At 60.2% G+C, this 21,245-nt stretch carries 23 protein-coding genes; 7 read left to right on the forward strand and 16 right to left on the reverse strand.

Annotated elements, in window-relative coordinates; all coding sequences use genetic code 11:
• Nucleotides 1–35 precede the first annotated feature (35 nt).
• Complete coding sequence (locus NFS22_RS11835) at nucleotides 36–1,523, forward strand: DUF1846 domain-containing protein (protein WP_251317963.1); 1,488 nt, start codon at nucleotides 36–38, stop codon at nucleotides 1,521–1,523.
• Between the two features lie 15 nt (nucleotides 1,524–1,538).
• Entirely contained in the window at nucleotides 1,539–3,086 is a 1,548-nt protein-coding gene (locus NFS22_RS11840; protein ID WP_251317964.1) for a hypothetical protein, read from the forward strand.
• A 51-nt stretch (nucleotides 3,087–3,137) separates the two neighbouring features.
• Here NFS22_RS11840 and NFS22_RS11845 read toward each other — a convergent pair whose 3' ends face one another.
• The 9 genes from NFS22_RS11845 to NFS22_RS11885 all read right to left on the reverse strand — a co-directional run bounded on the left by NFS22_RS11845 (nucleotide 3,138) and on the right by NFS22_RS11885 (nucleotide 8,325).
• Nucleotides 3,138–3,890: a hypothetical protein gene (locus NFS22_RS11845; protein WP_251317965.1), complete on the reverse strand. Its 753-nt coding sequence runs from the start codon at nucleotides 3,888–3,890 to the stop codon at nucleotides 3,138–3,140.
• A gap of 4 nt (nucleotides 3,891–3,894) precedes the next feature.
• A complete protein-coding gene (locus NFS22_RS11850) occupies nucleotides 3,895–4,791 on the reverse strand; it encodes a hypothetical protein (RefSeq protein ID WP_251317966.1) in 897 nt (298 codons plus the stop codon).
• 120 nt (nucleotides 4,792–4,911) lie between these two features.
• Nucleotides 4,912–5,223 (reverse strand): YbjQ family protein, encoded by a 312-nt coding sequence (locus tag NFS22_RS11855; RefSeq protein ID WP_251317985.1) that lies wholly within the window; start codon nucleotides 5,221–5,223, stop codon nucleotides 4,912–4,914.
• 247 nt (nucleotides 5,224–5,470) lie between these two features.
• Entirely contained in the window at nucleotides 5,471–5,728 is a 258-nt protein-coding gene (locus NFS22_RS11860; RefSeq protein WP_251317967.1) for a hypothetical protein, read from the reverse strand.
• The gene (locus NFS22_RS11865; RefSeq protein ID WP_251317968.1) at nucleotides 5,709–5,963 is read right to left on the reverse strand and encodes a hypothetical protein; all 255 of its coding nucleotides are present in this window, start codon (nucleotides 5,961–5,963) and stop codon (nucleotides 5,709–5,711) included. Before NFS22_RS11865 ends, NFS22_RS11860 begins: the two co-directional genes overlap by 20 nt.
• A complete protein-coding gene (locus tag NFS22_RS11870) occupies nucleotides 5,947–6,597 on the reverse strand; it encodes a MerR family transcriptional regulator (RefSeq protein ID WP_251317969.1) in 651 nt (216 codons plus the stop codon). The genes NFS22_RS11865 and NFS22_RS11870 overlap by 17 nt, the downstream gene beginning before the upstream one ends.
• 134 nt (nucleotides 6,598–6,731) lie before the next feature.
• Nucleotides 6,732–7,403, reverse strand: coding sequence for a tRNA (N6-threonylcarbamoyladenosine(37)-N6)-methyltransferase TrmO (tsaA, locus tag NFS22_RS11875; RefSeq protein WP_251317970.1), 672 nt, complete (start codon nucleotides 7,401–7,403; stop codon nucleotides 6,732–6,734).
• A 47-nt stretch (nucleotides 7,404–7,450) separates the two neighbouring features.
• Nucleotides 7,451–7,879, reverse strand: coding sequence for a CBS domain-containing protein (locus NFS22_RS11880; RefSeq protein ID WP_251317971.1), 429 nt, complete (start codon nucleotides 7,877–7,879; stop codon nucleotides 7,451–7,453).
• A gap of 116 nt (nucleotides 7,880–7,995) precedes the next feature.
• Nucleotides 7,996–8,325 carry a GRAM domain-containing protein gene (locus NFS22_RS11885; RefSeq protein WP_251317972.1) on the reverse strand — a complete coding sequence of 110 codons (330 nt, stop codon included), beginning with the start codon at nucleotides 8,323–8,325 and terminating at the stop codon, nucleotides 7,996–7,998.
• Between the two features lie 113 nt (nucleotides 8,326–8,438).
• Between NFS22_RS11885 and NFS22_RS11890 the strand changes: the two genes are divergently transcribed.
• Nucleotides 8,439–8,633, forward strand: a complete 195-nt coding sequence (locus tag NFS22_RS11890) for a ribbon-helix-helix protein, CopG family (RefSeq protein ID WP_251317973.1) — start codon at nucleotides 8,439–8,441, stop codon at nucleotides 8,631–8,633.
• A 35-nt stretch (nucleotides 8,634–8,668) separates the two neighbouring features.
• On the opposite strand, the gene htpG is transcribed toward NFS22_RS11890, so the two are convergent.
• The gene (gene htpG / locus NFS22_RS11895; RefSeq protein ID WP_251317974.1) at nucleotides 8,669–10,585 is read right to left on the reverse strand and encodes a molecular chaperone HtpG; all 1,917 of its coding nucleotides are present in this window, start codon (nucleotides 10,583–10,585) and stop codon (nucleotides 8,669–8,671) included.
• Nucleotides 10,586–10,766: 181 nt separating this feature from the next.
• On the opposite strand from htpG, the gene NFS22_RS11900 reads away from it, so the two are divergent.
• The 4 genes from NFS22_RS11900 to NFS22_RS11915 all read left to right on the forward strand — a co-directional run bounded on the left by NFS22_RS11900 (nucleotide 10,767) and on the right by NFS22_RS11915 (nucleotide 15,323).
• Nucleotides 10,767–11,780 (forward strand): alpha-hydroxy-acid oxidizing protein, encoded by a 1,014-nt coding sequence (locus NFS22_RS11900; protein ID WP_251317975.1) that lies wholly within the window; start codon nucleotides 10,767–10,769, stop codon nucleotides 11,778–11,780.
• Nucleotides 11,781–12,040: 260 nt separating this feature from the next.
• Complete coding sequence (locus NFS22_RS11905) at nucleotides 12,041–12,505, forward strand: RNA polymerase sigma factor (RefSeq protein ID WP_251317976.1); 465 nt, start codon at nucleotides 12,041–12,043, stop codon at nucleotides 12,503–12,505.
• Nucleotides 12,506–12,593: 88 nt separating this feature from the next.
• Nucleotides 12,594–14,060 carry a hypothetical protein gene (locus tag NFS22_RS11910; protein WP_251317977.1) on the forward strand — a complete coding sequence of 489 codons (1,467 nt, stop codon included), beginning with the start codon at nucleotides 12,594–12,596 and terminating at the stop codon, nucleotides 14,058–14,060.
• Between the two features lie 108 nt (nucleotides 14,061–14,168).
• Nucleotides 14,169–15,323, forward strand: coding sequence for an LCP family protein (locus NFS22_RS11915; RefSeq protein ID WP_251317978.1), 1,155 nt, complete (start codon nucleotides 14,169–14,171; stop codon nucleotides 15,321–15,323).
• Nucleotides 15,324–15,356: 33 nt separating this feature from the next.
• On the opposite strand, the gene NFS22_RS11920 is transcribed toward NFS22_RS11915, so the two are convergent.
• The 6 genes from NFS22_RS11920 to NFS22_RS11945 form a co-directional block, all read right to left on the reverse strand.
• Complete coding sequence (locus NFS22_RS11920; RefSeq protein ID WP_251317979.1) at nucleotides 15,357–15,602, reverse strand: hypothetical protein; 246 nt, start codon at nucleotides 15,600–15,602, stop codon at nucleotides 15,357–15,359.
• Nucleotides 15,599–16,096 (reverse strand): NUDIX hydrolase, encoded by a 498-nt coding sequence (locus NFS22_RS11925; RefSeq protein WP_251317980.1) that lies wholly within the window; start codon nucleotides 16,094–16,096, stop codon nucleotides 15,599–15,601. The genes NFS22_RS11920 and NFS22_RS11925 overlap by 4 nt, the downstream gene beginning before the upstream one ends.
• Nucleotides 16,093–17,343 (reverse strand): S1C family serine protease, encoded by a 1,251-nt coding sequence (locus tag NFS22_RS11930; protein ID WP_251317981.1) that lies wholly within the window; start codon nucleotides 17,341–17,343, stop codon nucleotides 16,093–16,095. The genes NFS22_RS11925 and NFS22_RS11930 overlap by 4 nt, the downstream gene beginning before the upstream one ends.
• 18 nt (nucleotides 17,344–17,361) lie before the next feature.
• Nucleotides 17,362–18,804 carry a sensor histidine kinase gene (locus NFS22_RS11935; RefSeq protein WP_251317982.1) on the reverse strand — a complete coding sequence of 481 codons (1,443 nt, stop codon included), beginning with the start codon at nucleotides 18,802–18,804 and terminating at the stop codon, nucleotides 17,362–17,364.
• Between the two features lie 67 nt (nucleotides 18,805–18,871).
• On the reverse strand, nucleotides 18,872–19,564 hold the full coding sequence (locus NFS22_RS11940; protein WP_251317983.1) for a response regulator transcription factor: 693 nt from the start codon (nucleotides 19,562–19,564) through the stop codon (nucleotides 18,872–18,874).
• Between the two features lie 129 nt (nucleotides 19,565–19,693).
• A complete protein-coding gene (locus tag NFS22_RS11945) occupies nucleotides 19,694–20,869 on the reverse strand; it encodes a cation diffusion facilitator family transporter (protein ID WP_251317984.1) in 1,176 nt (391 codons plus the stop codon).
• Nucleotides 20,870–21,245 lie beyond the last annotated feature (376 nt).

A 21,245-nucleotide genomic window follows, 5' to 3' on the forward strand; every position in this document is an offset into this window, starting at 1 on the left:
CTGTTTACAGCGGAGAGAGAAAGGGAGAAGACAGAATGGTCAAAACAGGCTTTGACAACGAAGCATATTTAACCACCCAGTCACAGCACATCCGGGACCGCATTGCCCAGTTCGGGGGCAAGCTCTACCTGGAGTTCGGCGGCAAGCTGTTTGACGACTACCACGCCAGCCGGGTGCTCCCCGGCTTTGAGCCGGACAGCAAGCTGCGCATGCTGGAGCAGCTGCGGGACAAGGCGGAAATCATCATTGCCATCAACGCCGGCGACATTGAGAAGAACAAGGTCCGGGGGGACCTGGGCATCACCTACGACAGCGACGTGCTCCGGCTCATTGACCAGTTCCGGGGCCGGGGGCTGTATGTGGGCAGCGTGGTGGTCACCCGTTACACCGGCCAGCCCGCCGCTGACGCCTTCCAGGGCCGGCTGGAGCAGCTGGGACTGCGGGTCTACCGCCACTACCCCATTGAGGGCTACCCCCACAATATCGGCAAGATTGTCAGCGATGAGGGCTTTGGCCGCAACGAGTACATCCAGACCAGCCACCCCCTGGTGGTGGTCACCGCCCCCGGCCCAGGCAGCGGCAAGATGGCCACCTGCCTCAGCCAGCTGTACCACGAGAACAAGCGGGGCACAGTGGCAGGCTACGCCAAATTTGAGACCTTCCCCATCTGGAACCTGCCCCTGAAGCATCCGGTCAACCTGGCCTACGAGGCGGCCACCGCCGACCTGGATGATGTGAACATGATTGACCCCTTCCACCTTCAGGCCTACGGCCAGACCACCGTCAACTACAACCGGGATGTGGAGGTCTTCCCTGTTCTGGCCGCAATCTTTGAAAAAATCACCGGCAAGTGCCCCTACCAGTCCCCCACCGATATGGGGGTGAATATGGCGGGCAGCTGTATTGTGGACGACGGTGTCTGCCAGGAGGCCGCCAAGCAGGAGATTGTCCGCCGGTATTACGACGCTCTGTGTGAGCGCCGCCAGGGCAAGGGCTCTGACAGCGCGGTGTACAAGCTGGAGCTGCTGATGCAGCAGGCCGGCATTACCACAGACATCCGCCCCGCCGCCGCCCGGGCCAATGAGCTGGCCGAGGCCACCGGCGAACCCGCCATGGCCATCCAGCTGGCCGACGGCACGCTGATTAACGGCAAGACCTCTGAGCTGATGGGCTGCTCCGCCGCCGCCCTGCTCAACGCGCTGAAAACCCTGTCAGGGGCAGGGGGGCACGGCGTCCACCTCATTGCCCAGTCGGCCATTGAGCCTATCCAGACCGTCAAGGTGAACTATCTGGGCTCCGCCAACCCCCGGCTCCACAGCGATGAGGTGCTCATTGCCCTGGCCTCCTCCGCCAGCCAGGAGCCCAGGGCCGCCCGCGCCCTGGAACAGCTGGCCGCCCTCAAGGGCTGTCAGGCCCACTGCTCCGTAATCCTCTCCCCGGCGGACGCCACCACTTACAAAAAGCTGGGCCTCCAGCTCACCTGCGAGCCCCGGTATCAGACCAACAAGCTGTACCATCGCTAAGGAGGGCCGATGGCCTTGTCTGATTTGCATACAATTTGGTTCAAGCGGGGTGTTGTCCTGGCGGCCTTGGCTTTTTGGGGACTGCTGGCCGGGGCCGCCCACTACAGTCTCATAGACGATATGCAGTGGGCCATACAAATCGGGGTGGACTGGTGGCGGAACGGTACGCTGAACAGCCGCTATGCGGGCAACTTTTTCGCGGTGCTCCTGTGTCACTCCTCGCTGGCGCGGGTTGCCGTCATGGGGCTGACCATGTTCCTCATTCCTTATCTTATGGCCCGTCTGGCCGTGCGGGATGGAGCCGGGACCGCTTCTCCCGCCTTCCTCCCGGCCTTTCTGCTGTCCAATGCCGCCGTTCTGCTCATGCCGCTTCTTATTTGGCGGGAGGTTTACGGCTGGGTGTCCGGCTTTGGCAACTATGGGGTATCTGTGCTGTTTTTTCTCCTCTGGCTTACTGCTCTGCGCCATGTGGAACACACCCGCCGCCATTGCGTTTTCTGGGCTACCGTGCTGTTCCTTCTCACCCTGCTGATGGGGCTCTTTTTGGAGAATCTCACGCTGCTGTTCTTTGGGGCCAGTCTGCTGCTGGCCCTTCGGGCGATTTGGGACAAGCCCCTCCGTCTCCCCTTTGGGGCCTGTTTGGTTGGAGCGGCGGCGGCGGTCTACCTGATGTTTTTCAATACCATCGTCCTGGAACTGCTCCGGGACGGGGTATCTCTGGGCGGCCGCCGGGCACTGACCTTCTCCCTGGAGGATGGATTTGCCACCATTTTCAATATTATGCTGCGGCGTTATTTTGGCCATTTGCTGCCTATGACATTTCTGCACGGCCCCCACATTGCCCTGCCGCTGGCCGTCCTCACAGGGTGCGCCCTCTGGCGGGGGCCGCGGCCTAAGCTGTGGCCGCTTGGACTGCTCCCTTTGGCCTGCGGCGGCTGTATCTGGAGCGGAACACCTTATAACACGCTGTTCAGCGCTCTGTTCTGCTGCCTGTGCTGGGGACTGGCCCTGTTGGCCCTGCTCCTGCAGCGGGACTGCTGGCGGGATAAGATTGGCCGCATTCTGCTGCTATTGGCATCTCCCCTGTCTCTGGTTCCGCTGGCCGCCATTGACATCCTCGGGGCCCGGTTTTATTTCTTTCCCCTGGTCCTGACCGCGCTGGTGGCTGTGGACGAGGCGGCTCCCCTGCTGGCCCATTGGAAAGGGCGGACTGCCGCCGCTCTGATTGCTGCGGCACTGATGGCCCCCTGGGTGTGGCGAGGAGGGGATGTTCTGGCCTGTAATCTGCTACGGTGGTCGCTGACCAACCGGGCCCGGGCGGAACACAGCCAAACCTTGGTCCTGCCCACCGACCGGTATGACGGCCTGTGGTGGTATCCCCGCAACCCCGTCAGCGCCGAGGGTGCCAATTACTACGCCCAGCGCTTCAACCTGCCTATGGATATCACGCTGGTGATCCTGCCTGCGGGCTCCTTTGAGACCTGGCCCGATATCCCCCCAGAGCTGTGGGAAAATCGGAAAGAACTCCACCCGGACGAGCCGTTTATACCCACCATGCCCTGATTTCTCTCCACAAAAATGGACCGTGAAGGAAGCTCCTCCGCGGTCCGTTTTTTAGGGCTGTGTCCACCGGATCGGACCGGCAGCCCCATCCTCAATGGGGATATACCGGTCCTGACAGGATATCCCGGTGATGTGCTCCACGTCCAGGGGCTCCACATCCTCCGGCTGTACCAGATTGCAGGGGACCATAAACAGCCAGCTGCCAATGCCCAGATCAAAGGAGCCGGCCAGGCTGTTCCGGACTGATACCCGCCGGCTTCCGTCCGAGAAATACACCGTCAGCTCACCTCGCAGCTTATCCTGATCCCGAGTGTTTTCAAAGGCGGCGTTCTCCTTGCGCTGTGTCACAGCATGGATTCCTACCCACGACAGCTCCAGCGTCATGTTGGGGTCGCCCGCGCTCTGGCCGCCCCATTCCATCACAGCGGCCAGGGCGGTTTTGCCGTCCTCCCCAAGGCGGATGATATCCCCGCCCAACATGGTCATAGATACCTGCAAGCGTTCCGGCGCGATCTGTTCGAAACGCCCCCAGACATCCATTTCCTCTCGAAGCCGGCCGCCCTCCAGGTCCTCAATTTCCACATAGGCCACAAGCAGGTAGTGCAGATAGAGCACCGCCTGATCTCTGCGGGGCAGCTCCATGATCTGCCGCAGCAGGGACGAAGCCTGGGGGGCGGCCAGCTCCAGGGTCTCGTCCAGAGGGATGGTGGGCCGGCGGCGCAGCCGCCGCCACAGACCGCGGCACTCATTGGCGGTCACCTGAAGCAGCAGAGGAAATAAAAAGGCTTCCCGAAGGGAAGCCAAATCATTATGCCAAAATATCCAGCTGCTTATAGGCCGCGATTTTTTCAGCGGCCTCCTCCCAGGTAAAGCGGTCGCGGACAAACTCATAATCGCTCCAGATACGCGCCAGCTCCGCCTTGATCTGGGGGACCTCGTTCAAGTCCTCCGCTCCGGTGCGGACATAGTAGTCGGGCAGAAGAGCGCAGGCCACTGCGTCAAGCTCGGGGGCGGCGGTGGGGTCGATCACCTCCTGGCTCTGGGCGGACAGCAGCCGGAGATGGCTGTCGGTATAGCCGTTGAGCACCTGCTCCACCCCGAACATGCCGTTCCAGTCAAACATCTGGAAGGGGGCCCCGCCGGGGGCCTGGATCTCGCCGGTGTAGTAGGCCGGCTTGCCGTTGAGCTCATAGAGGGCGTTGCACAGGTCCATCAGGCGCTGGTATTCCTCCGCAGGAGGCAGGGTCTGGAGGGAGCGAAACATCATATCCACCGCCCAGTCCAGCTCGCCCAGCGCCTCGCAGCCGGGCAGCTTTGAAAGCCGCTCTCCCAGCTTCACCAACCGGGCTATGGACAGCAGGCCCCACACCCGGTCCTGGACATCGTTCAGCTCCTCTGCCTTTTCCTCAATCTCGGCAAGGATGGCGTTGTAGAACAGTCCGTCCTCCCCCTCCAGCGTGCCGATGCGGTCGGAGCAGTCGTCAACGAGCTTGTCCCCCACCTTATCGTAGACGGCGTCGCTGGCGCTGTAGATGGTGTCCGCCCGGTGGAGCCACAGCTGGGCGTGGTTCAGGTCGCCCTGGTCCATAGCGGCAGTCCCCAGCTCGTAATAGGCCCTGGCCAGACTGGCCCAGTCCTTTTTCTTTTGCAGCTCGGCCAGCCGGTCCTCCGGCGTTTTGGCCTCTTTCTTTCCAAATCCAAACATAGCAGTCATCTCCTGTTTTGTTGTGGGTACGCTGATTGGATTATAGCCTCGCTGAAAAAGCTTGTCAAATTAAGATTTTCTGAACAAAGGGACGGTCCGAAGACCGTCCCTTGCATCTGTTTATTTAAACCGCACCGCCGTGCCGTAGGCAATCACCTCGGCGGCCCCCTGCATCACGGCGGAGGAGCCGTAGCGAATGTTGATGACGGCGTCTGCCCCCAGGGCCTCGGCCTCGTCCACCATGCGCTTGACGGCGATCTGACGGGCCTCGTTGAGCATCTCGGTGTAGCCGGTGATCTCGCCTCCTACCAGAGTTTTCATGCCGGCCATAAAGTCCTTGCCGAAATTCTTGGACTGAACCACGGTGCCCTTGGCCATGCCCAGCACCTCAAATTCCTTTCCAGGGATGTAGTCGATACTTACCAGCAGCATATGATGTTCCTCCTTATATACTATCTCAGATTTCATATTTTCCAGAGAGTCAATCTCCTGGAACCGTCGTTTCAGCGCCCACAGGGCGGGGAGCATCAGCCCGGCGCAGAGCAGTGTCAGCCCGGCAAACAGGACAAACAGCGGCTGAGGCATGCCGGGGATGAGGCACAGCGCCCAGAAACCAATGACGCAGGCCGCCTGGAGCAGTCCGAACAGGGCAATCCCCAGGACCGCCTCCCGCTTCGCTTTAGTATTTCCGCGCTTCATCCAGCTCTCCCTTCTCGATCTCCCGCACCCGCTGCCACAGGGCGGCGAAGGTGAAGGGGATGGTAATCAGATCGGACACGGCCAGAAAGAGCATCAGCCCGCGCAGCCAGCCAGTCTGGGTGACCGACCGCAGCCAGAACAGAGCCCCCACCGTCAGCAGCTGGAACAGGGTGCTAAGGACCACCGATTTTACCGCTGCCCTCTTTTCCTCCTGGCGGTCAATACTTTTTGGCTTCATCCTCCTCGCCTCCTTTAATCTCCCTCCACCGCTGGAACAGAGCAATGATGACTCCCACCGCCACGGCCAGGTACAAAAAGGCGCAGAACAGGATCAGGCCGGTGGTGAAGGGTTCGGTAAAGCCGCTGAAGTACCCCACCAGCATGGCCCCGGTAAGCAGAAACATGAACCCGGCCACCAGAATGGTGACCACCACCGCCCCGGCAAAGCCCTTTTCATCAGTAGTTTTTCGCATCGTCTTCCTCTCCTTTCTGAATTTCCTTGATCCGTTGGAACAGGGCCAGCAGGACCCCCAGGATGATAACCGCCGGAATGGCCACCAGCACAAGCATCAGGGCCACAGGCGGGGCGTTGGTGGTATCCACCGTAAAGCCCCACACCATCAAAACGATGATTCCCGCCATCAGGGCGGTGGTCAGCAGGGCCATAACGGCGGCCCCAGCGTAGCGGACAGGCTTTAAGTCCTGTTTCTGCTTGTCCTGGAAGGTGGTGCCCCTCTGTTCCAGCTGTTCCATCTCCTCCAGCAGCCCGGCGGCGTCCAGGGTGTCCAGCCGCTCCTCCCGGTCCTTTAAGGACTGGCACAGCTGGATGGACTGCTCCAGACTGTGTCGCTCCCGCTCCAAGGTAACCAGGTGGCGGCGCATCCCGTCGGCCACCGTGCCCCCGGCCTGCATTTTGCGGATCTCCTCCAGAGGGACGCCCAGCTTGCGCATGAGCTTGATCTGCCGCAAAATGGCAACCTCCTCTTCGCCGTAGTCCCGGTAGCCGTTGGAGCTGTCCCGCCGGGGGGACAGCAGCCCCTGTTCCTCATAAAAGCGGATGTTCTTTTTGGTGATGCCCACCTGGGCCTCCACCTCATTGATCTTCACGGGCCGCGCCCCCTTTCTGATTGACACTCTACACCTTCCACAAGGGGGAAAGTCAAGAGATTTTTGAAAAAAAATAAGATTCCACCTGCTGTAAGGGCAAAATCTCCGTCCCACCCGCAGGCGGCAAAGCGTCCCTACAAGATTTCCGTAACTGTCAGCCCTTTCCTCTCCACCCGGAATTTCACCTCCAGGCCGGCAAAGGACATGCCGTACACCCGGTCCGGGTTGTCCTGATATTGGGGCCGGGGGTCCTGGGCCAGAACGGCCAGCAGAGCGGCCCGCTTGTCCTCCGGGACGGCGGCCAGCAGACTGTCCGGACAGTCCACCTCCAGCTCCGCCTCCTTGGGCCGGGCGGCAAAGCCGCCCACAGCCTCGGGCTTGCAGTCGGCGTAGGGGAGGTAGGGCTTGACATCGTAAATGGGGGTGCCGTCCAGCAGGTCGGCCCCGGCGACTATCAGAACGGGCCCCAGCTCCCGGTCCTGGCGGAGCTCCACCAGGCGCACACAGGACAGCCCAATGGGGTTGGGCCGGAAGGGTGACCGGGTGGCGAACACCCCCAGCCGCCTGTTGCCCCCCAGCCGGGGCGGGCGGACGGTGGGCGACCACCCCACCCGCCGGGCCTGGGAAAACTCCCAGATCAGCCACAGGTGGGAGAAACCCTCCAGCCCCCGGAAGGCGCTGGGGTCCCGGTAGTCCGGTTCAAAGACCACCGTGGCGGTGAGGGCATCCACCAGCCCGCTCTGCCTGGGGATGCCGAATTTTTCGGGGAAGTCGCTGCGAATATGGGCGACAGGGTTAAACTCCATAAAAATCCCTCCCGCACCATTATAGGGCACGGGAGGGTATTTGTCCATCAGCGGACAATAATGTTTTCCGAGATCTCGCTGAGGGCCTGGGCGGCCTCCATGTCGAACCGGCCGCTGCGGGCCAGGTCGGACAGGGAAATCATCCCCACCAGCCTGCCCTTGTCCACCACCGGCAGACGGCGGACCTGGTGGAGGGCCATGAGCCGGGTGGCCTCCCGGCAGTCGTCCCCAGGGGCGACGGTGGCGCAGGAACGGGTCATGATGTCCCGCACCGGGGTCTGGGCGGGATCCTCCTCGGCGGCCACGCACCGCAGGACAATGTCCCGGTCGGTGACCATCCCCCGCAGCCGGCGGTCAGAGCCGCACACAGGCAGCGCCCCCACGTTGTGCCGGCTGATAAGCCGGGCGGCCAGCGCGGCGGAGGAGGTTGGCTCCACCGTCACCGCGCTGGGGTTCATAAGGTCCTTTACCTGCATAAAAACCACCCTTTCGGTAAAAATTGGCTTGTGGCCAGTTTAACCAAAAGGGTGGGTTTTTATACAAGGGGTGGAATTCCATACTGATATAGCGTCGATAATCCGGCGTTTTATCTTTACTCCGACAGCTTTGGAACGCCTAACTGCGCCAGCCAGCCCTGTAATTTTTTTGCTGGAAATCCGGTCAGCGGATAGCTTTCTCCCACTTTGCTTTGAATTGTGACCTTAGTGGCGAGAAGTATGGACCCAACGGTGAACCCCTTGATCTCGCCGAGTGTAAGCTCCATAAGAGCGGTTCCGGACAGGTCCATGTAGAAACAGACCCGCTGGTCCGTGACATAGATCTTTCCCTGAAAGGGCTTTTTGGTCAGCCCTTGCTTTTGATAAAGGGACATCGGACCTTTTCCGATCAGCGTTTCGCCAGCTTGTAATTGAAATTTTGCCATTGCGACTACCTCCTTTTTGGTACTATAAATATATAGTTTAGTAATAACTATAATATTATAGTATATTAAAACATCTCCTGTCAAGCTAAAATATAACAATGAGGTGAGCGGCTGTGGCGGAAGAGATCAGGATAAAGAAGAAGGCGGCGCGGCGCGGGGACGACGGGTATAAAATCGTGTCAGTCCGCATGAAAGATGAGTTGATCGAAAAGCTGGACGTTCTGTCGGAGCAGACGAACCGCTCCAGGAATGAACTGATCAACCTGCTGTTGGTATCTGCCATTGACCTTGTAAAAATTGAGGAGTAAAAAAGCGGAACGCCGCCGGCGTTCCGCTTTTTTAATTATACCATCAGGGAGCATACCAGCTCGGTATACTCCGCCGGGTCCTCCAGGGGCAGGTCGGCCAGGAGCAGAGCCTGGGCGTAGAGGAGCTTCGCGTACTTGGCCACGGTGTCCTTGTCTCCGGCGTCCACCGCCTTCTTGAGAGCGGCGAAGGGGGCGGAGTCGGGGTTGAGCTCCAGCACCCGGTCGGCCTTCATCTCCTGGCCGCCCTCCACCTTGCGCATATACCGCTCCATCTCAATGGAGACCGGGCCGTCGGCGGACAGGCAGCAGGCGCCGGATTTCAGGATGGCGGACACCCGCACCTCCTTCACCTGGCCGTCCAGGGCCTCCTTCACGGCCTCCAGCACCGGCTTGCCCGCCTCAGCCTTCTCCTCGGCGGCCTTCTTTTCCTCCTCGGTCTGGGGGAGGGCGTCCTCCTCGGTGACCGACTTGAACTGTTTGCCGTCAATCTCACGCAGGCCCTTCATGACAAAGTCGTCCACATCCTCGGTGCAGTAAAGAATTTCATAGCCCTTGTCCAGAATCCTCTCCACCTGGGGCAGCTTGGCGATTTTCTCCACGCTCTCGCCGCAGGCGTAGTAGTAGAAGGGCTGGTCCTCGCTCATCCGGTCCTTGTAGGCGGCCAGGGTGGTGTTGGCCCCCTCCTTGGAGGACCAGAACAGCAGCAGGTCCTGGAGGATATCCTTGTGCTGGCCGTAGTCGGACACCACGCCGTATTTCAGCTGGGTGCCAAAGGCGGACCAGAACTTCTCGTACTTCTCCCGGTCCTCCTTCTGCATCTTCAGCAGCTCGTTTTTGATCTTCTTCTCCAGGGCGGAGGCAATCACCTTCAGCTGCCGGGTGTGCTGGAGAACCTCACGGCTGATGTTCAGGGAGAAGTCGGCGGAGTCCACCACACCCTTGACAAAGCGGAAGTGGTCGGGGAGCAGGTCGGCACACTTGTCCATGATGAGCACACCGGAGGAGTAGAGCTGGAGGCCCTTTTGATACTCCCGGGTGTAAAAGTCGTAAGGGGTCTTTTCCGGGATGTAGAGCATGGCCTTGTAGGTGACTGTCCCCTCGGCGCTGGTGTGGATCACGGCCAGGGGATCCTGCCAGTCGTTAAACTTCTCTTTATAGAAGGCGTTGTACTCCTCGGGCTCCACCTTGGACTTGGGCCGCTGCCACAGGGGGACCATGGAGTTCAGGGTCTTCCACTCCTTCACCGTCTCCCACTCGGGCTTGTAGTCCTCGGGGGCGTCCTCGGGCTTGTCCTTCATCCGGTAGTCCTCCACCTCCATGATGATGGAGTAGCGGATATAGTCGGAGTACTTTTTGATTAGCTCCTGTAATTTGTGATTATCTAAATACTGATCGTAGTCCTCCTCGTCCCCGTTGGCCTTGATGTGCATGATGACATCAGTGCCGGGGGTCTCCTTTTCACAGGCGGTGACGGTGTAGCCGTCCGCCCCGTCAGACTGCCACATCCAGGCCTCGTCGCTGCCCCAGGCTTTGGAGATGACCGTCACATGGTCGGCCACCATAAAGGCGGAGTAGAAGCCCACACCGAACTGGCCAATGACGTCGATTTTATCGGCGGCCTGGTCGTCCTCAGCCAGACCGGCCTTGAACTGGCCCGAGCCGCTGCGGGCAATGGTGCCCAGGTTAGACTCCAGATCCTCCTTGCTCATGCCCACACCGTTGTCAGACACGGTGAGCAGCCGCCCCTCCTTATCGGGGACAATGGTGATTTTCAGGTCCGCCCGCTTCACCGTCACGCTGTCGTCGGTGAGGGAGCGGTAGGCCAGTTTGTCCTCCGCGTCGCTGGCGTTGGAAATCAGCTCTCGCAGAAAAATCTCCTTGTGGGTGTAGATGGAGTTTACCATCAGGTCCAGCAACCGCTTGGATTCCGCCTTGAATTGCTTCTTTGCCATAATTTTGATTCCTCCATGTATAATAAATTTATTAAATAACAATACGGTTAGCACTCCATACATTTGAGTGCTAACCGTATTCTACCGCATTTCCGGATAAAAAGCAATAGGGTTCATAATTTATTTACACTTGACGAAAACCCCCGCAAACGGTATGATGGAGTGACAAGGAGGGATACTGATGACCTATCAGGAGATTTTAGAGGCCGCCCGCACTTGCAGCGGCCCATACTGCAAGGCCTGTCCGGTGTGCAACGGCAGAGCCTGCAAGAACACCATGCCCGGCCCGGGCGCAAAGGGCACCGGCACCGTAGCCGCCCGGAATTACGACGCCTGGCAGGACGTGTGCCTGAACATGGACACCATCTGCGCCAACGGGCCGGTGGACACCCGGTTTACCCTGTTTGGCCAGACCTACGACCTGCCTGTCTTTGCCGGTCCTGTGGGGGCGGTCAAGCTCCACTACGGCGACAAATTCACCGACCAGGAATACAATAAGATACTGGTTCCCGCCTGCGTCCAGGCCGGAATTGCCGCCTTCACCGGAGACGGCACCGACCCCGCCGTTTTTGAGGCCGCCGCCAAGGCCATTGGACAAAACGGAGGCAAGGGCATCCCCACCGTAAAGCCCTGGGACCGGGATACCCTCTTCGCCAAGCTGGACCAGGCCAAGGAGTCGGGGGCCCAGATGTTCGCCATGGACATTGACGCTGCCGGACTGCCCTTCCTCAAGGGACTCAATCCCCCCGCCGGTTCTAAAACGGTGGCCGAGCTGCGGGAGGTCATCCAGTACGCCGGGGTGCCCTTCATTATCAAGGGAATCATGACCGTCCGGGGGGCTCAAAAGGCCCTGGAGGCAGGGGCCGCAGGCATTGTGGTGTCCAACCACGGCGGCCGGGTTCAGGACGGCGTCCCCTCCACCGCTGAGGTTCTCCCCGCTATTGCTGAGGCCGTCAAGGGTCAAATGGTGGTCATGGTGGACGGCGGAATCCGCTCCGGCGTGGACGTATGCAAGGCCCTGGCCCTGGGAGCCGACGCCTGCATCCTGGCCCGGCCCTATGTCACCGCCGTCTATGGCGGCGGGGCCGAGGGGGTTAAGGTACTTACCGACAAGCTCAAGGCTGAGCTGGCCGACACCATGGCCATGTGCGGCGTCCACTCCCTGGCGGAAATCAGCCGGGATATGATTTTCTGACCCATTTTCCCCTCACAAGGCCTCTTCGCAGAGAGGGCTCGCGGCGAAGCTTTCTCCAAAAGGCCCCCTCCGCAAAGGGGGCTGTCAGCGAAGCTGACTGGGGGTTTTCTCCATAAAGAAACCGGTGCGTCTCGATAGGAGAAAACCCTCCGTCATTTGCTTTGCAAATGCCACCTCCCTTTGCGAAGGGAGGCTTTTTTCTTTTTCCGCAACAATTCTTCTCTTTGAAACGTCTATAGGGGTGAAAGGAGGTGACCCTCATGTCTCAAACATCCAACCGGCCGGTGGATTGGGAGGCGCTTGTCACAAAAAATGAAAACCGTCTGTACCGGGCGGCCCTGGCCATCCTTGGGAACCCTCAGGAGGCGGAGGACGCCGTACAGGACGCCTTTCTCCGGTATCTGGAAAAGGCCCCGGACAACCTGGAGCACCCCGGCGCGTGGCTGATGCGGGTGCTGGTCAACGGCTGCCGGAGCCGCCTGCGCCTGGCCTGGCGGCGGGTAGGCCCGCTCCCGGAGACGCTGCCCGCTCCAGGACCGGAGGAGCGCGAGGAGCTGGAGGAGCTGTTTGCCCTGCCGCCGGAGGACCGGGCCGTCATCCATCTGCACTACTATGAGGGGTACGCTACCGGCGAAATCGCCCAAATGCTGGGCTGCCGTCCGGGGACGGTCCGCTCCCGCCTGTCCCGGGCCCGGGAAAAACTGCGGAAACTGCTGGAAATGTAGGGCATGCCGCCTTTCTCAACTGCGGCCCTTATCCTGCGGCGGGCCGAGGTCGTCCCGCCCTACAGTTGCAACAAAAAGGAGTTTATTTATGAAATATTACAATTCGTATATGGATCGTCAGGAGATTTCTCCCGAATTCCATGAAAAGCTGCTGGGTCTGAATGTAAAAAAGAAGCGGTCCGGCTCCTCCTGGATGAAATACGGGGCTCTGGCCGCCTGCACCGCCTTGATTGTGGCGGCGGGCGTATGGAAGCTGTCCCCGGCCCCTGCTCCCGCTCCGGCACAGTCCGGCAGTCAGGTCACACTGGACAACGTCCCGACCGCAGAGGACCAGCCGCTTCACCCCGGTGTCAGCCAGCTGGGCGACTGGGAAACCAGCTTTGTGGTCAGCGACTCCGGAATGAAAGGAGAACAGGCCTTCCCCATGATCCCGGGCATCGAATATCCGGACCGGACAGAAAGCCCTGACATGGCTCTCTCCCGGGCCTATATGCCGGGGGCCTTCATGGTGGACCTGGCAAAGGAGGATATCCAGACCATCTTCTGGGGCCCTGAGGGCAGCCCGGAGGCCAGTGATCCCAAAACGGGACAGGGCGACCTGCCCTGGATGCTCTTCTGGGACGGCTATACCATCCACGCCAACGCCTTGTACGACGGTCAGGGCCAGCTTGCCGAGCTGACCATTTTTGGGGAAAAGGGCCGGGCCAGCTTTGAGCTGGAGCTGTGCCCAGGAGACTTGCCCTTCACCTGCTCCGTCGACCTGAGTCGCGAGGACCTGCTCAGCGAGTTCAACGGAGTGGAAGTCGCTGGCTGGAGCGAGGTCTATGACCGGGACGGCGATGGTGAGGCCGACTCTATCTGCGGCAGTGAATTTATGACAAAAAACAACATCGGAGTTCGTTTTGTGAACCAGAACAGTTTGACACAGGCGGAGTACGGTGAAGGTGAGAATCTGGACCTGGGCGGCTCCAAGACCTTCAACAGCCTGTTTGTCCGCCATGCTCTGTCCGATTACGGCGGGCTGTACCTGGACCATATGATGATCAACGAAGCGATCCCCGCCTGGCGGGAGGAGACCTTCGACACCCTGGCCCAGGCCCGGCAGGAGGCGGACTTCGCCCCCTATCTGCCCACAGCGGAACCCTCTGGCTACGGGGAATTTTATGGCCGCCTCAGCTATCAGGAGGGCGCCCAAAATATGCTCTTTGTACGCTGGAACCAGGGATATGACAATGTGGAGGTTGCTGTGTACCGGGACGGGTATCACTCCTATCACCTGGTCAGCCCGGAAGAGCCTGAGACCTATGATCTGAGGCTCTACCCCATCCCCTGGTGCGACAGTGTGCCTGAGGAGTACTGGGAGACGGTAAACGACCCCGCCTTCCGGGCAGAGGACATGTCCCTGGAGTTGGTGGAGGCCCGGGGGCGGGAGCACGACACTGGTGGGATGACCTACTCCTTCGAGGTGCTCCACCCGGACGGCACTGTGGTCTCCTACCGCTGCGACGGCATGACGGCCCAGCAGGTGTGGGCGCTGGTGGAGGAGACCCTGTGACACGTTGACATAATTCTTAACTTTTTATGAATTGACGCAGCTAACTCTTGCCGAATGCGATCGAACCGAGTATACTTGGAAAGAATCATGTTCGGGCAGGTGACCCCTTTGGAAGAGAGATATATGCGTGTGCGCCGCCGGCGTTCGGATTACCGGGACGATCCACCCCCAAGACGTATGGCCCCCAAGCGGCAGGCCCCAGCTCGCAGGCAGGCCAGCAGGAAGCGGGGGGCGGTTACGTCGGTAGCCATGGGCTTTTACAAGGCACTGGTGGTCATTTCCGCCCTGATCGTGGCGGTATATATTGGCGTGTCTTTGATGATGAAAACTCCGGAGCAGAAAACCCTGCCCCCGCCCGTTCAAAACGGAACGGGGATCTCGCTGGGGCCGGGCAGCGTCACAAATTCCGGCTCCAACACGGCGGATTCCAGCGGCACGGCTGCGCCCGCCCTGAGCCGCCGGGAGGGGGTCTACACCATCTTCCTGGCCGCCACCGACGCGGAAGGCACCCGCACTGACACCATGATGGTCCTATGCTACGACACGGTGGAGCAGACCGTCGGCGTGGTCTCCATCCCCAGAGACACCCTGGTGGCCCGAACGGAGGGCAACCCCCACCTGGTCTATGGCAAGGGCGGCGTGGAACGGCGGGTGGAGGATGTGTCCAACATGCTGGGCATCCCTATCGACTACTATGTCAAGGTAAACATCAAGGGCTTTATTACGCTGGTGGATTACCTGGGCGGTGTGGATTTCTATGTCCCCTGTAACATGGACTATGACGACCCCTATCAAAACCTGTACATCCACTATAAGAAGGGCCAGCAGAAGCTGAGCGGCCAGCAGGCCATGGAGGTGGCCCGGTTCCGCAAAAACAACGACGGCACCGGCTATACCGACACCGGCCGCACCGAGACCCAGCAGAAGCTGCTTATCGCCCTGGCCAAAAAGGTGCTGTCCTGGAACAATATCACCAAGCTCAACGGCTTTGTGGAAATTTTCAACAACAATGTCAGCACTGACCTGTCTATGGACCACATGCTCTACTTTGCCAACAAGGCCATGGGCCTGGACCCCTCCGCCGCCGTAGAGACGGCCACCCTGGAGGGCAACGGCTTTGGCAAGTACCGGGGCTATACCTACTGCTATGAACTGGACCCGGAGACCACTCTGGAGACGGTGAACCGCCTGATTAACCCCTACGACCGGGACCTGACCCTGGAGGACATGAACATTGCCAAAGCGGACAGCTATCACACCTAAAGAAATCCCGCGGCCCAAAGGCCGCGGGATTTTTCATTGCTCGGTACCCAGCGTCTGGATCAGCAGATTGCGCAGAGAAATGGCGCTTTGCCGGTTCATCACAATGGAGGCCACCGTCTCGGCAGCGGGGCTGGACACGTTCTCAATACCCCCCTGGGAGTTGACGGTGATGGCGTTTTCCATATACTTGCAGGAGATATCCAGTGTGACCTCCAGCAGCTGGCCGTCCTTATCGCTTACCTTGCGCAGGCCAAAGGCGTTGGCGTATTCCGGTCTCATGATTCAAACTTCCTTTCCATATTTTGTAGTGATATAGGCGTCCCATTGAGAACTGCCCCTACCAGAGTATTCCCCTCATAGCAGACCTTAAGGGAGAAGAAGGGAGCCTCCCGCCAAATCAGCTCCAGGAAGATGGCGTCCCCCTCCCAATGGGGAATTTTCAGCAGCTGGTCCTGGGGAAGCCACTCCAGCACTCCCTCGTCACACTCTTTCACCTCCCCGGTAAAGCTGTCGGCGGTAAACAGGTGCATATATTCGGTGGGCCAGCGGTCAGAGACAAAGGTGACAATCCCCCGGTAGCGGTAGTCGGTGAGGGTCAGGCCGGTCTCCTCCGCCACCTCCCGGAGCAGGCAGTCCTCGGGGCTCTCCTTGTCCAAAAACTTGCCCCCAATGCCGATCCACTTGTCCTTGTTCAGGTCATTTTCTTTCTTGACCCGGTGGAGCATCAGATATTCCCCGCCCCGCCGGATATAGCACAAAGTGGTGTTTATCATGGCCCAACCAGCTCCACATCTACAATAAATTCCTCCTCATCCCGCAGACAGGTGAGGGCCACTACATCTCCCGCCCCCAGAGACAGTTTCAGGCGGGTCAGATCCTGGATCCCGGTGACCGGCTGGCCGTTGGCGGCCAGGATGACATCCCCGGCCCGCAGTCCCTTGGTCCAGGCGTCGCTGGTCTTCTCCACCTCAATCAGCTCCAGGCCGCCCCCTGTCAACGGCACGGTGCTGACGGTGAAGCCAAAGACGCCGGGCTTGATCTCCTCCCCGGCGATCAGGCGGTCGGCCACATATTTCACCCGCCGGGAGGGGATGGCAAAACCCAGGCCCTCGGCGGAGCCGTCCTCGGTGACAATCTTGATGGTGTTGATGCCCATCACCTGGCCGTACTGGTTCAAAAGGGGGCCGCCGGAGTTGCCGAAGTTGATGGCGGCGCTGGTCTGGATGAGCACCATAGTGGTGCCGTCCACCTCCACCGACCGGTCCAGGGAGGAGACAATGCCGTCGGTAAAGGTGGAGCGGTAGCCCAGGGAGTCCCCCAGGGCGGCCACCGGCTCGCCAATGCGCAGGGTGTTGGAGTCGCCAAAGCTGGCGGGGGTGAGGCCTGTGGCCTCCACTTTCAAAACGGCCAGATCTTCCACCGCATTGAAGCCCACCAGGCTGGCGGGCAGAATCCGGTTGTCGTGGAAGGTAATTCTAACCGCCTTGGCCCCGGCCACCACATGGGCGTTGGTGATGACATAGCCGTCCTCGGTGAGCACCACGCCGCTGCCGGCGCTGATGCCGCTGGAGGTGATGGACTCAATGGACACTGCGGAGGGCACAATCCGGTCGTAAATCTGGGTATAGCTCAAAATCTCCCCCTGAGGGGGCAGAAGGTCCACCGTCACTCCCGTACCTGTATCGGCCTGTGGGATGGACGGGGGGGTATCCTCCAGTCCGGCGTCCTGGGGGCGGTAGTCCTCTTCGTAATAGGGGCCCGGCTCCCAGCTCCAGTTCCGGAAGGATGTCCTGCTGGTGACATACCGCTCCAGCAGGCCCACAGACAGGCAGATCACCACAATCAGGGCCAGCAGGCCCAGAAAGGCGGGCCATTTTCGCCTCTGCCGCCTGGCCCGCAGCACCGGACGGCTGGATTTAGTCCGTCCCGCCGGAATACGGACGGCGGGCGGGTCGGGAAACGCAGGGGCGGACTGCTCCCAGGGTCCTCCCTGCCACAGTCCGTCGTTTCGGTTGTCCATTGTAGCACCCCCAGAGGCTCAGGCCAGCGTCAGTGTAAAGTGGAACTGGGTTACCCCGTCCTCGCTGGTCACAGTGATATTTTCTTTCAGGTTGCCCAAAATGGTCTTCACAATATACAGCCCCAGCCCCACGCCCTCCCGGTCCATGGAGCGGGAGTAGTCCGCCTTGTGGAACCGCTCAAAGAGGAGGGGGAGCTCGTCCGGCGGGATGGTGGCCCCCAGGTTGCGGATGGTGGTGTGGGCCTTGCCGTCCTTCTTGGTAATCTGGACGGTGATAGAAGTGCCCGGGGCGGCAAATTTGGCCGCGTTGTCCAGCAGATTGTAGCACACCTGGGTGATGGAGTCCGGGTCGCCCCACACCATCAGCTTGTCCTCGGGCATCTGCACCTCCACGTCCAGCTGCCGGTCGGTAATTTTGGTCTCCAGGCTGATGAGCACCCGGGACATGACCTCGGTGAGGTCAAAGGCCTCCTGGGCAGTGACGGTGCTCTCCGCCAGGGCGTTGAGCCGGCTCAGGTCCAGCATCCGCCTCACCAACCGGCTGAGCCGGCGGGTTTCCGACACCACAATCTCCAGTGACTCCCGCTCCCGCTCCGGGGGGATGGTGCCGTCCAGAATGCCCTCAGCAAAGCCGGCAATGGTGGTCATGGGGGTTTTCAGCTCGTGGGAGACGTTGGCAATAAAGTCCGCCCGCTGGCTCTCCACCTTCTCCAGGGAGTTGGCCATGGAGTTGAATGCCTCGGCCAAATCGCTGACCTCATCCCCCCGGTCCTCATAGCCGGTGACCCGGATGTCAAACTCCCCCTGGCCAAACTTCCGGGCGGCCTCCGCCATCTCGATCAGGGGGCGGGTCTGATAGGCGGAGGTAAGGGTGCTGGCAATGACCGAGATCAGGAACACCACCACCGCCGAGAAGAAGAAAATCGTAGCGGTGGACGACCACATCTCAGACAGGTTGGAGGCGCTGGCCGACACCAGCACCATCCCCTGGGTGACCTTCAGCGTGCCGATCTGGTTGACCACCGGAAGGGCGGAGGTGTACCGCCGCTCGGGGTAGATGCCCCCCAGGCTGGTCATGCCGTTGTAGGCGCCCTCGTTCATCACCTGGGCCACCACATCCTCCGGAAGCTGGCTGCCGTCGTCCATGGTGAAGTGGCTGCCGTCAGTGGCGAACAGGACCTTGCCGCTGCTGTCGGACACAATGATGTGTGAGTTGGAGATCATGGCGATAGAGGCCATATAGCTGCTGTAAAACTCGTCCTGCACATTCAGGGTGAGGTAGCGCCGGTAGTAGGTGGAGGTAAAGCTTGAAATATAGCCCGCGTTGCGGATCACCGAGTCCCGGGTCTCCCCGATGATGTACCGGTAGGACAGCAGCATAAAGGCCCCGGCCAGCAGAGTAAATGAGAGCAGCATGATGCTCACCATCATAGTCAGCTGCCGGCGGTAAAGGGAGCGCACAACGAAACACCTCCTTCCGGAAAATCCTGCACAGGGGCGGCCAGCAGGCCGTCTCTACAGGCAGAGCTCACCCGGCCGTTCCCAGCTCAAACTTGTAGCCCACGCCCCATACGGTTTTCAGCCGCCACTGGTCGCTGACCCCCTCCAGCTTCTCCCGCAGGCGCTTGATGTGGACGTCCACCGTGCGGCTGTCGCCAAAGTAGTCAAAGCCCCACACCTCGTCCAGCAGCTGGTTCCGGGTAAACACCCGGTTGGGGGAGGAGGCCAGGTGGAACAACAGCTCCAGCTCTTTGGGGGGCGTGTCCACCCGCTGGCCGTCCACCAGCAGCTCGTAGGAGTCCAGGTTGATGACCAGCTTGTCGAAGGACAGCTTCTTCTCCCCCGTCTCCTCCTCCACGCCGGAGCGGCGCAGCACAGCGTGGATGCGGGCCAGCACCTCCTTCATCTCAAAGGGCTTGACAATGTAGTCGTCCGCCCCCTGTTCCAGGCCGGACACCTTGTCCTCCGTCTCCCCCTTGGCGGTAAGCATGATGACCGGGGTTTTGTCCGCCTCCCGGATCTTTTTCAGCACTGACCAGCCGTCCATGATGGGCAGCATAATGTCCAGCAGCACCAGGTCGGGCTGGAAGGAGCGGAACAACTCCACCCCTTTCCCCCCGTCCTTGGCCACCTGGGTCTCAAAGCCCTCCTTTTCCAGATAGAGGTGGAGCAGCTCGGCAATATTGGCGTCATCCTCAACAATCAGGACCTTTTTGGGCATAAAACGGCACCTCGCTTTTTTATAAAGCTGTACAGGGGCGGCTTGCAGACGGCCGCAGGCCGCCCCTACAGAATAATTTCTTCTATTATTATAGCGCAAACGGCGCTGCTTGGGTGAATAATTTGTGAATTACTCCCCTTTTTGCTCCTCCACATAGGAGTGATCCACCTGGATGACAGGAAAATACCGGTCGGACAGCCCCTTAATGCCCTGGCTGAGGCTTGCCCGCACCTGGCCGTCGGACAGGCGGAAGCCGTAGGGCACCACCACGTCGAAGAGGACGTTGGTGTGGATGGGCCCGGCGGTGATGCGAAAGTCGTGGATGGTGAGGGAGGGGTCGATCCCTTTTGCAATGGCCGTCAGCTGCATCCGGAGGGCCTCGGTGCGCTCGTCCCGCATCACTGGGTCCATATGGATACAGGTCTCCACATGGTGCCTGGCTTTCAGCTCCCGCTCAATGTGGTCAATGATGTCGTGGAGCTCCAAAAAATTGCCGTCGGCGGGCACCTCGGCGTGGAGGGACATCATGGCCCTGCCTGGGCCGTAGTCGTGGTAGACCAGGTCGTGAATCCCCAGGATGTAGTCGTGGCCCAGCACAATACGGTCAATGTCGGCGGCCAACTCCCGGTCCATGGGCCGGCCCAGAAGGGGGTCCACCGTGTCCTTGGCCGCCCCCCACCCGGTGCGCAGGATGAACAGCGCCACCGCCAGCCCCAGCCAGCCGTCCAGCGGCAGAGAGTAAAAACGCCCGGCCAGCAGGCCCAGCAGCAAAATGCCGGTACCGGCGGCGTCAGACAGGGAGTCGGCGGCGGTAGCGGCCAGAGCCGCCGACTGGATGCGCCGGGACAGCCCCCGGTTAAACCAGAACATCCACAGCTTTACCGCAACAGAGACGGCCAGAATCGCCGCCGAGAGGACGGAAAAAACCACCGGCTCGGGATGGAAAATCTTCTGGACGGAGGACTGGGCCAGCTCCACCCCCACCAGCAAAATGAGCATGGCCACCACCAGTCCCGCCAGATACTCCATCCGGCCGTGTCCAAAGGGGTGTTCCTCGTCCGCCTCCTGGCTGGCCAGACGAAAGCCCACAAGGGTGACAACCGATGAGGCCGCGTCAGTCAGGTTGTTGAAGGCGTCAGCGGTAACGGCGATAGAGGCGGTGATAATTCCCGCCATCAGTTTACCCAAAAAAAGCGCCAAATTCAAAGCAATCCCGATTCCGCCGGACCAAGCGCCGCACCGCTGCCGGCCCTCCGGGGACTGCGGATCTCTCCCGTGAAGGCAGAAGTTAATCAGAAAGTTCACAAAAGGAACACTCCTCACCAATAAAATAGCACGCAGCAGCCAGAATTATTGCAGTCAGTCAAATTTGCTGCCATACACAGGGGCGGCCTGGTGTTAACAATTTTGAAGCTTGCTCTGATTGGTCTAATAATTTTTTTATTTTCCCATAAAATATATACCTTGTCAAGACTCCTGATGACCGCCGCGTGAAAATCAATCTTCAGCGGACGGCGCGCCGGGGTCGTCGCGCCCTGCAGTGGCAAAATTGATTCCCCTGTGACCGCTGAATATCAAAAAGGGCCGCCCTTACGGGCGGCCCGCAGCCTGTCGAAAAGAGGCCTGTCTGTCTTCATTACCAGACAGGCCACAAAGTTAATGAGGGATAAAATGTAGGAAG

The sequence above is a fragment of the Flintibacter muris genome (assembly GCF_943192995.1).
In the GTDB taxonomy this organism is placed as follows: Bacteria; Bacillota; Clostridia; order Oscillospirales; family Oscillospiraceae; genus Lawsonibacter; species Lawsonibacter muris.

Excerpts from the sequence above, each read along its gene's own strand:
- tsaA (WP_251317970.1), bottom strand. The coding sequence starts at position 7,403 with ATGGAGTTTAACCCTGTCGCCCATATTCGCAGCGACTTCCCCGAAAAA.
- NFS22_RS11835 (WP_251317963.1), top strand. The coding sequence starts at position 36 with ATGGTCAAAACAGGCTTTGACAACGAAGCATATTTAACCACCCAGTCA.
- NFS22_RS11910 (WP_251317977.1), top strand. The coding sequence starts at position 12,594 with ATGAAATATTACAATTCGTATATGGATCGTCAGGAGATTTCTCCCGAA.
- NFS22_RS11855 (WP_251317985.1), bottom strand. The coding sequence starts at position 5,223 with ATGCTGCTGGTAAGTATCGACTACATCCCTGGAAAGGAATTTGAGGTG.
- NFS22_RS11885 (WP_251317972.1), bottom strand. The coding sequence starts at position 8,325 with ATGGCAAAATTTCAATTACAAGCTGGCGAAACGCTGATCGGAAAAGGT.
- NFS22_RS11940 (WP_251317983.1), bottom strand. The coding sequence starts at position 19,564 with ATGCCCAAAAAGGTCCTGATTGTTGAGGATGACGCCAATATTGCCGAG.
- NFS22_RS11905 (WP_251317976.1), top strand. The coding sequence starts at position 12,041 with ATGTCTCAAACATCCAACCGGCCGGTGGATTGGGAGGCGCTTGTCACA.
- NFS22_RS11850 (WP_251317966.1), bottom strand. The coding sequence starts at position 4,791 with ATGTTTGGATTTGGAAAGAAAGAGGCCAAAACGCCGGAGGACCGGCTG.
- NFS22_RS11860 (WP_251317967.1), bottom strand. The coding sequence starts at position 5,728 with ATGAAGCCAAAAAGTATTGACCGCCAGGAGGAAAAGAGGGCAGCGGTA.
- NFS22_RS11900 (WP_251317975.1), top strand. The coding sequence starts at position 10,767 with ATGACCTATCAGGAGATTTTAGAGGCCGCCCGCACTTGCAGCGGCCCA.
- NFS22_RS11880 (WP_251317971.1), bottom strand. The coding sequence starts at position 7,879 with ATGCAGGTAAAGGACCTTATGAACCCCAGCGCGGTGACGGTGGAGCCA.
- NFS22_RS11925 (WP_251317980.1), bottom strand. The coding sequence starts at position 16,096 with ATGATAAACACCACTTTGTGCTATATCCGGCGGGGCGGGGAATATCTG.
- NFS22_RS11930 (WP_251317981.1), bottom strand. The coding sequence starts at position 17,343 with ATGGACAACCGAAACGACGGACTGTGGCAGGGAGGACCCTGGGAGCAG.
- NFS22_RS11920 (WP_251317979.1), bottom strand. The coding sequence starts at position 15,602 with ATGAGACCGGAATACGCCAACGCCTTTGGCCTGCGCAAGGTAAGCGAT.
- htpG (WP_251317974.1), bottom strand. The coding sequence starts at position 10,585 with ATGGCAAAGAAGCAATTCAAGGCGGAATCCAAGCGGTTGCTGGACCTG.
- NFS22_RS11865 (WP_251317968.1), bottom strand. The coding sequence starts at position 5,963 with ATGCGAAAAACTACTGATGAAAAGGGCTTTGCCGGGGCGGTGGTGGTC.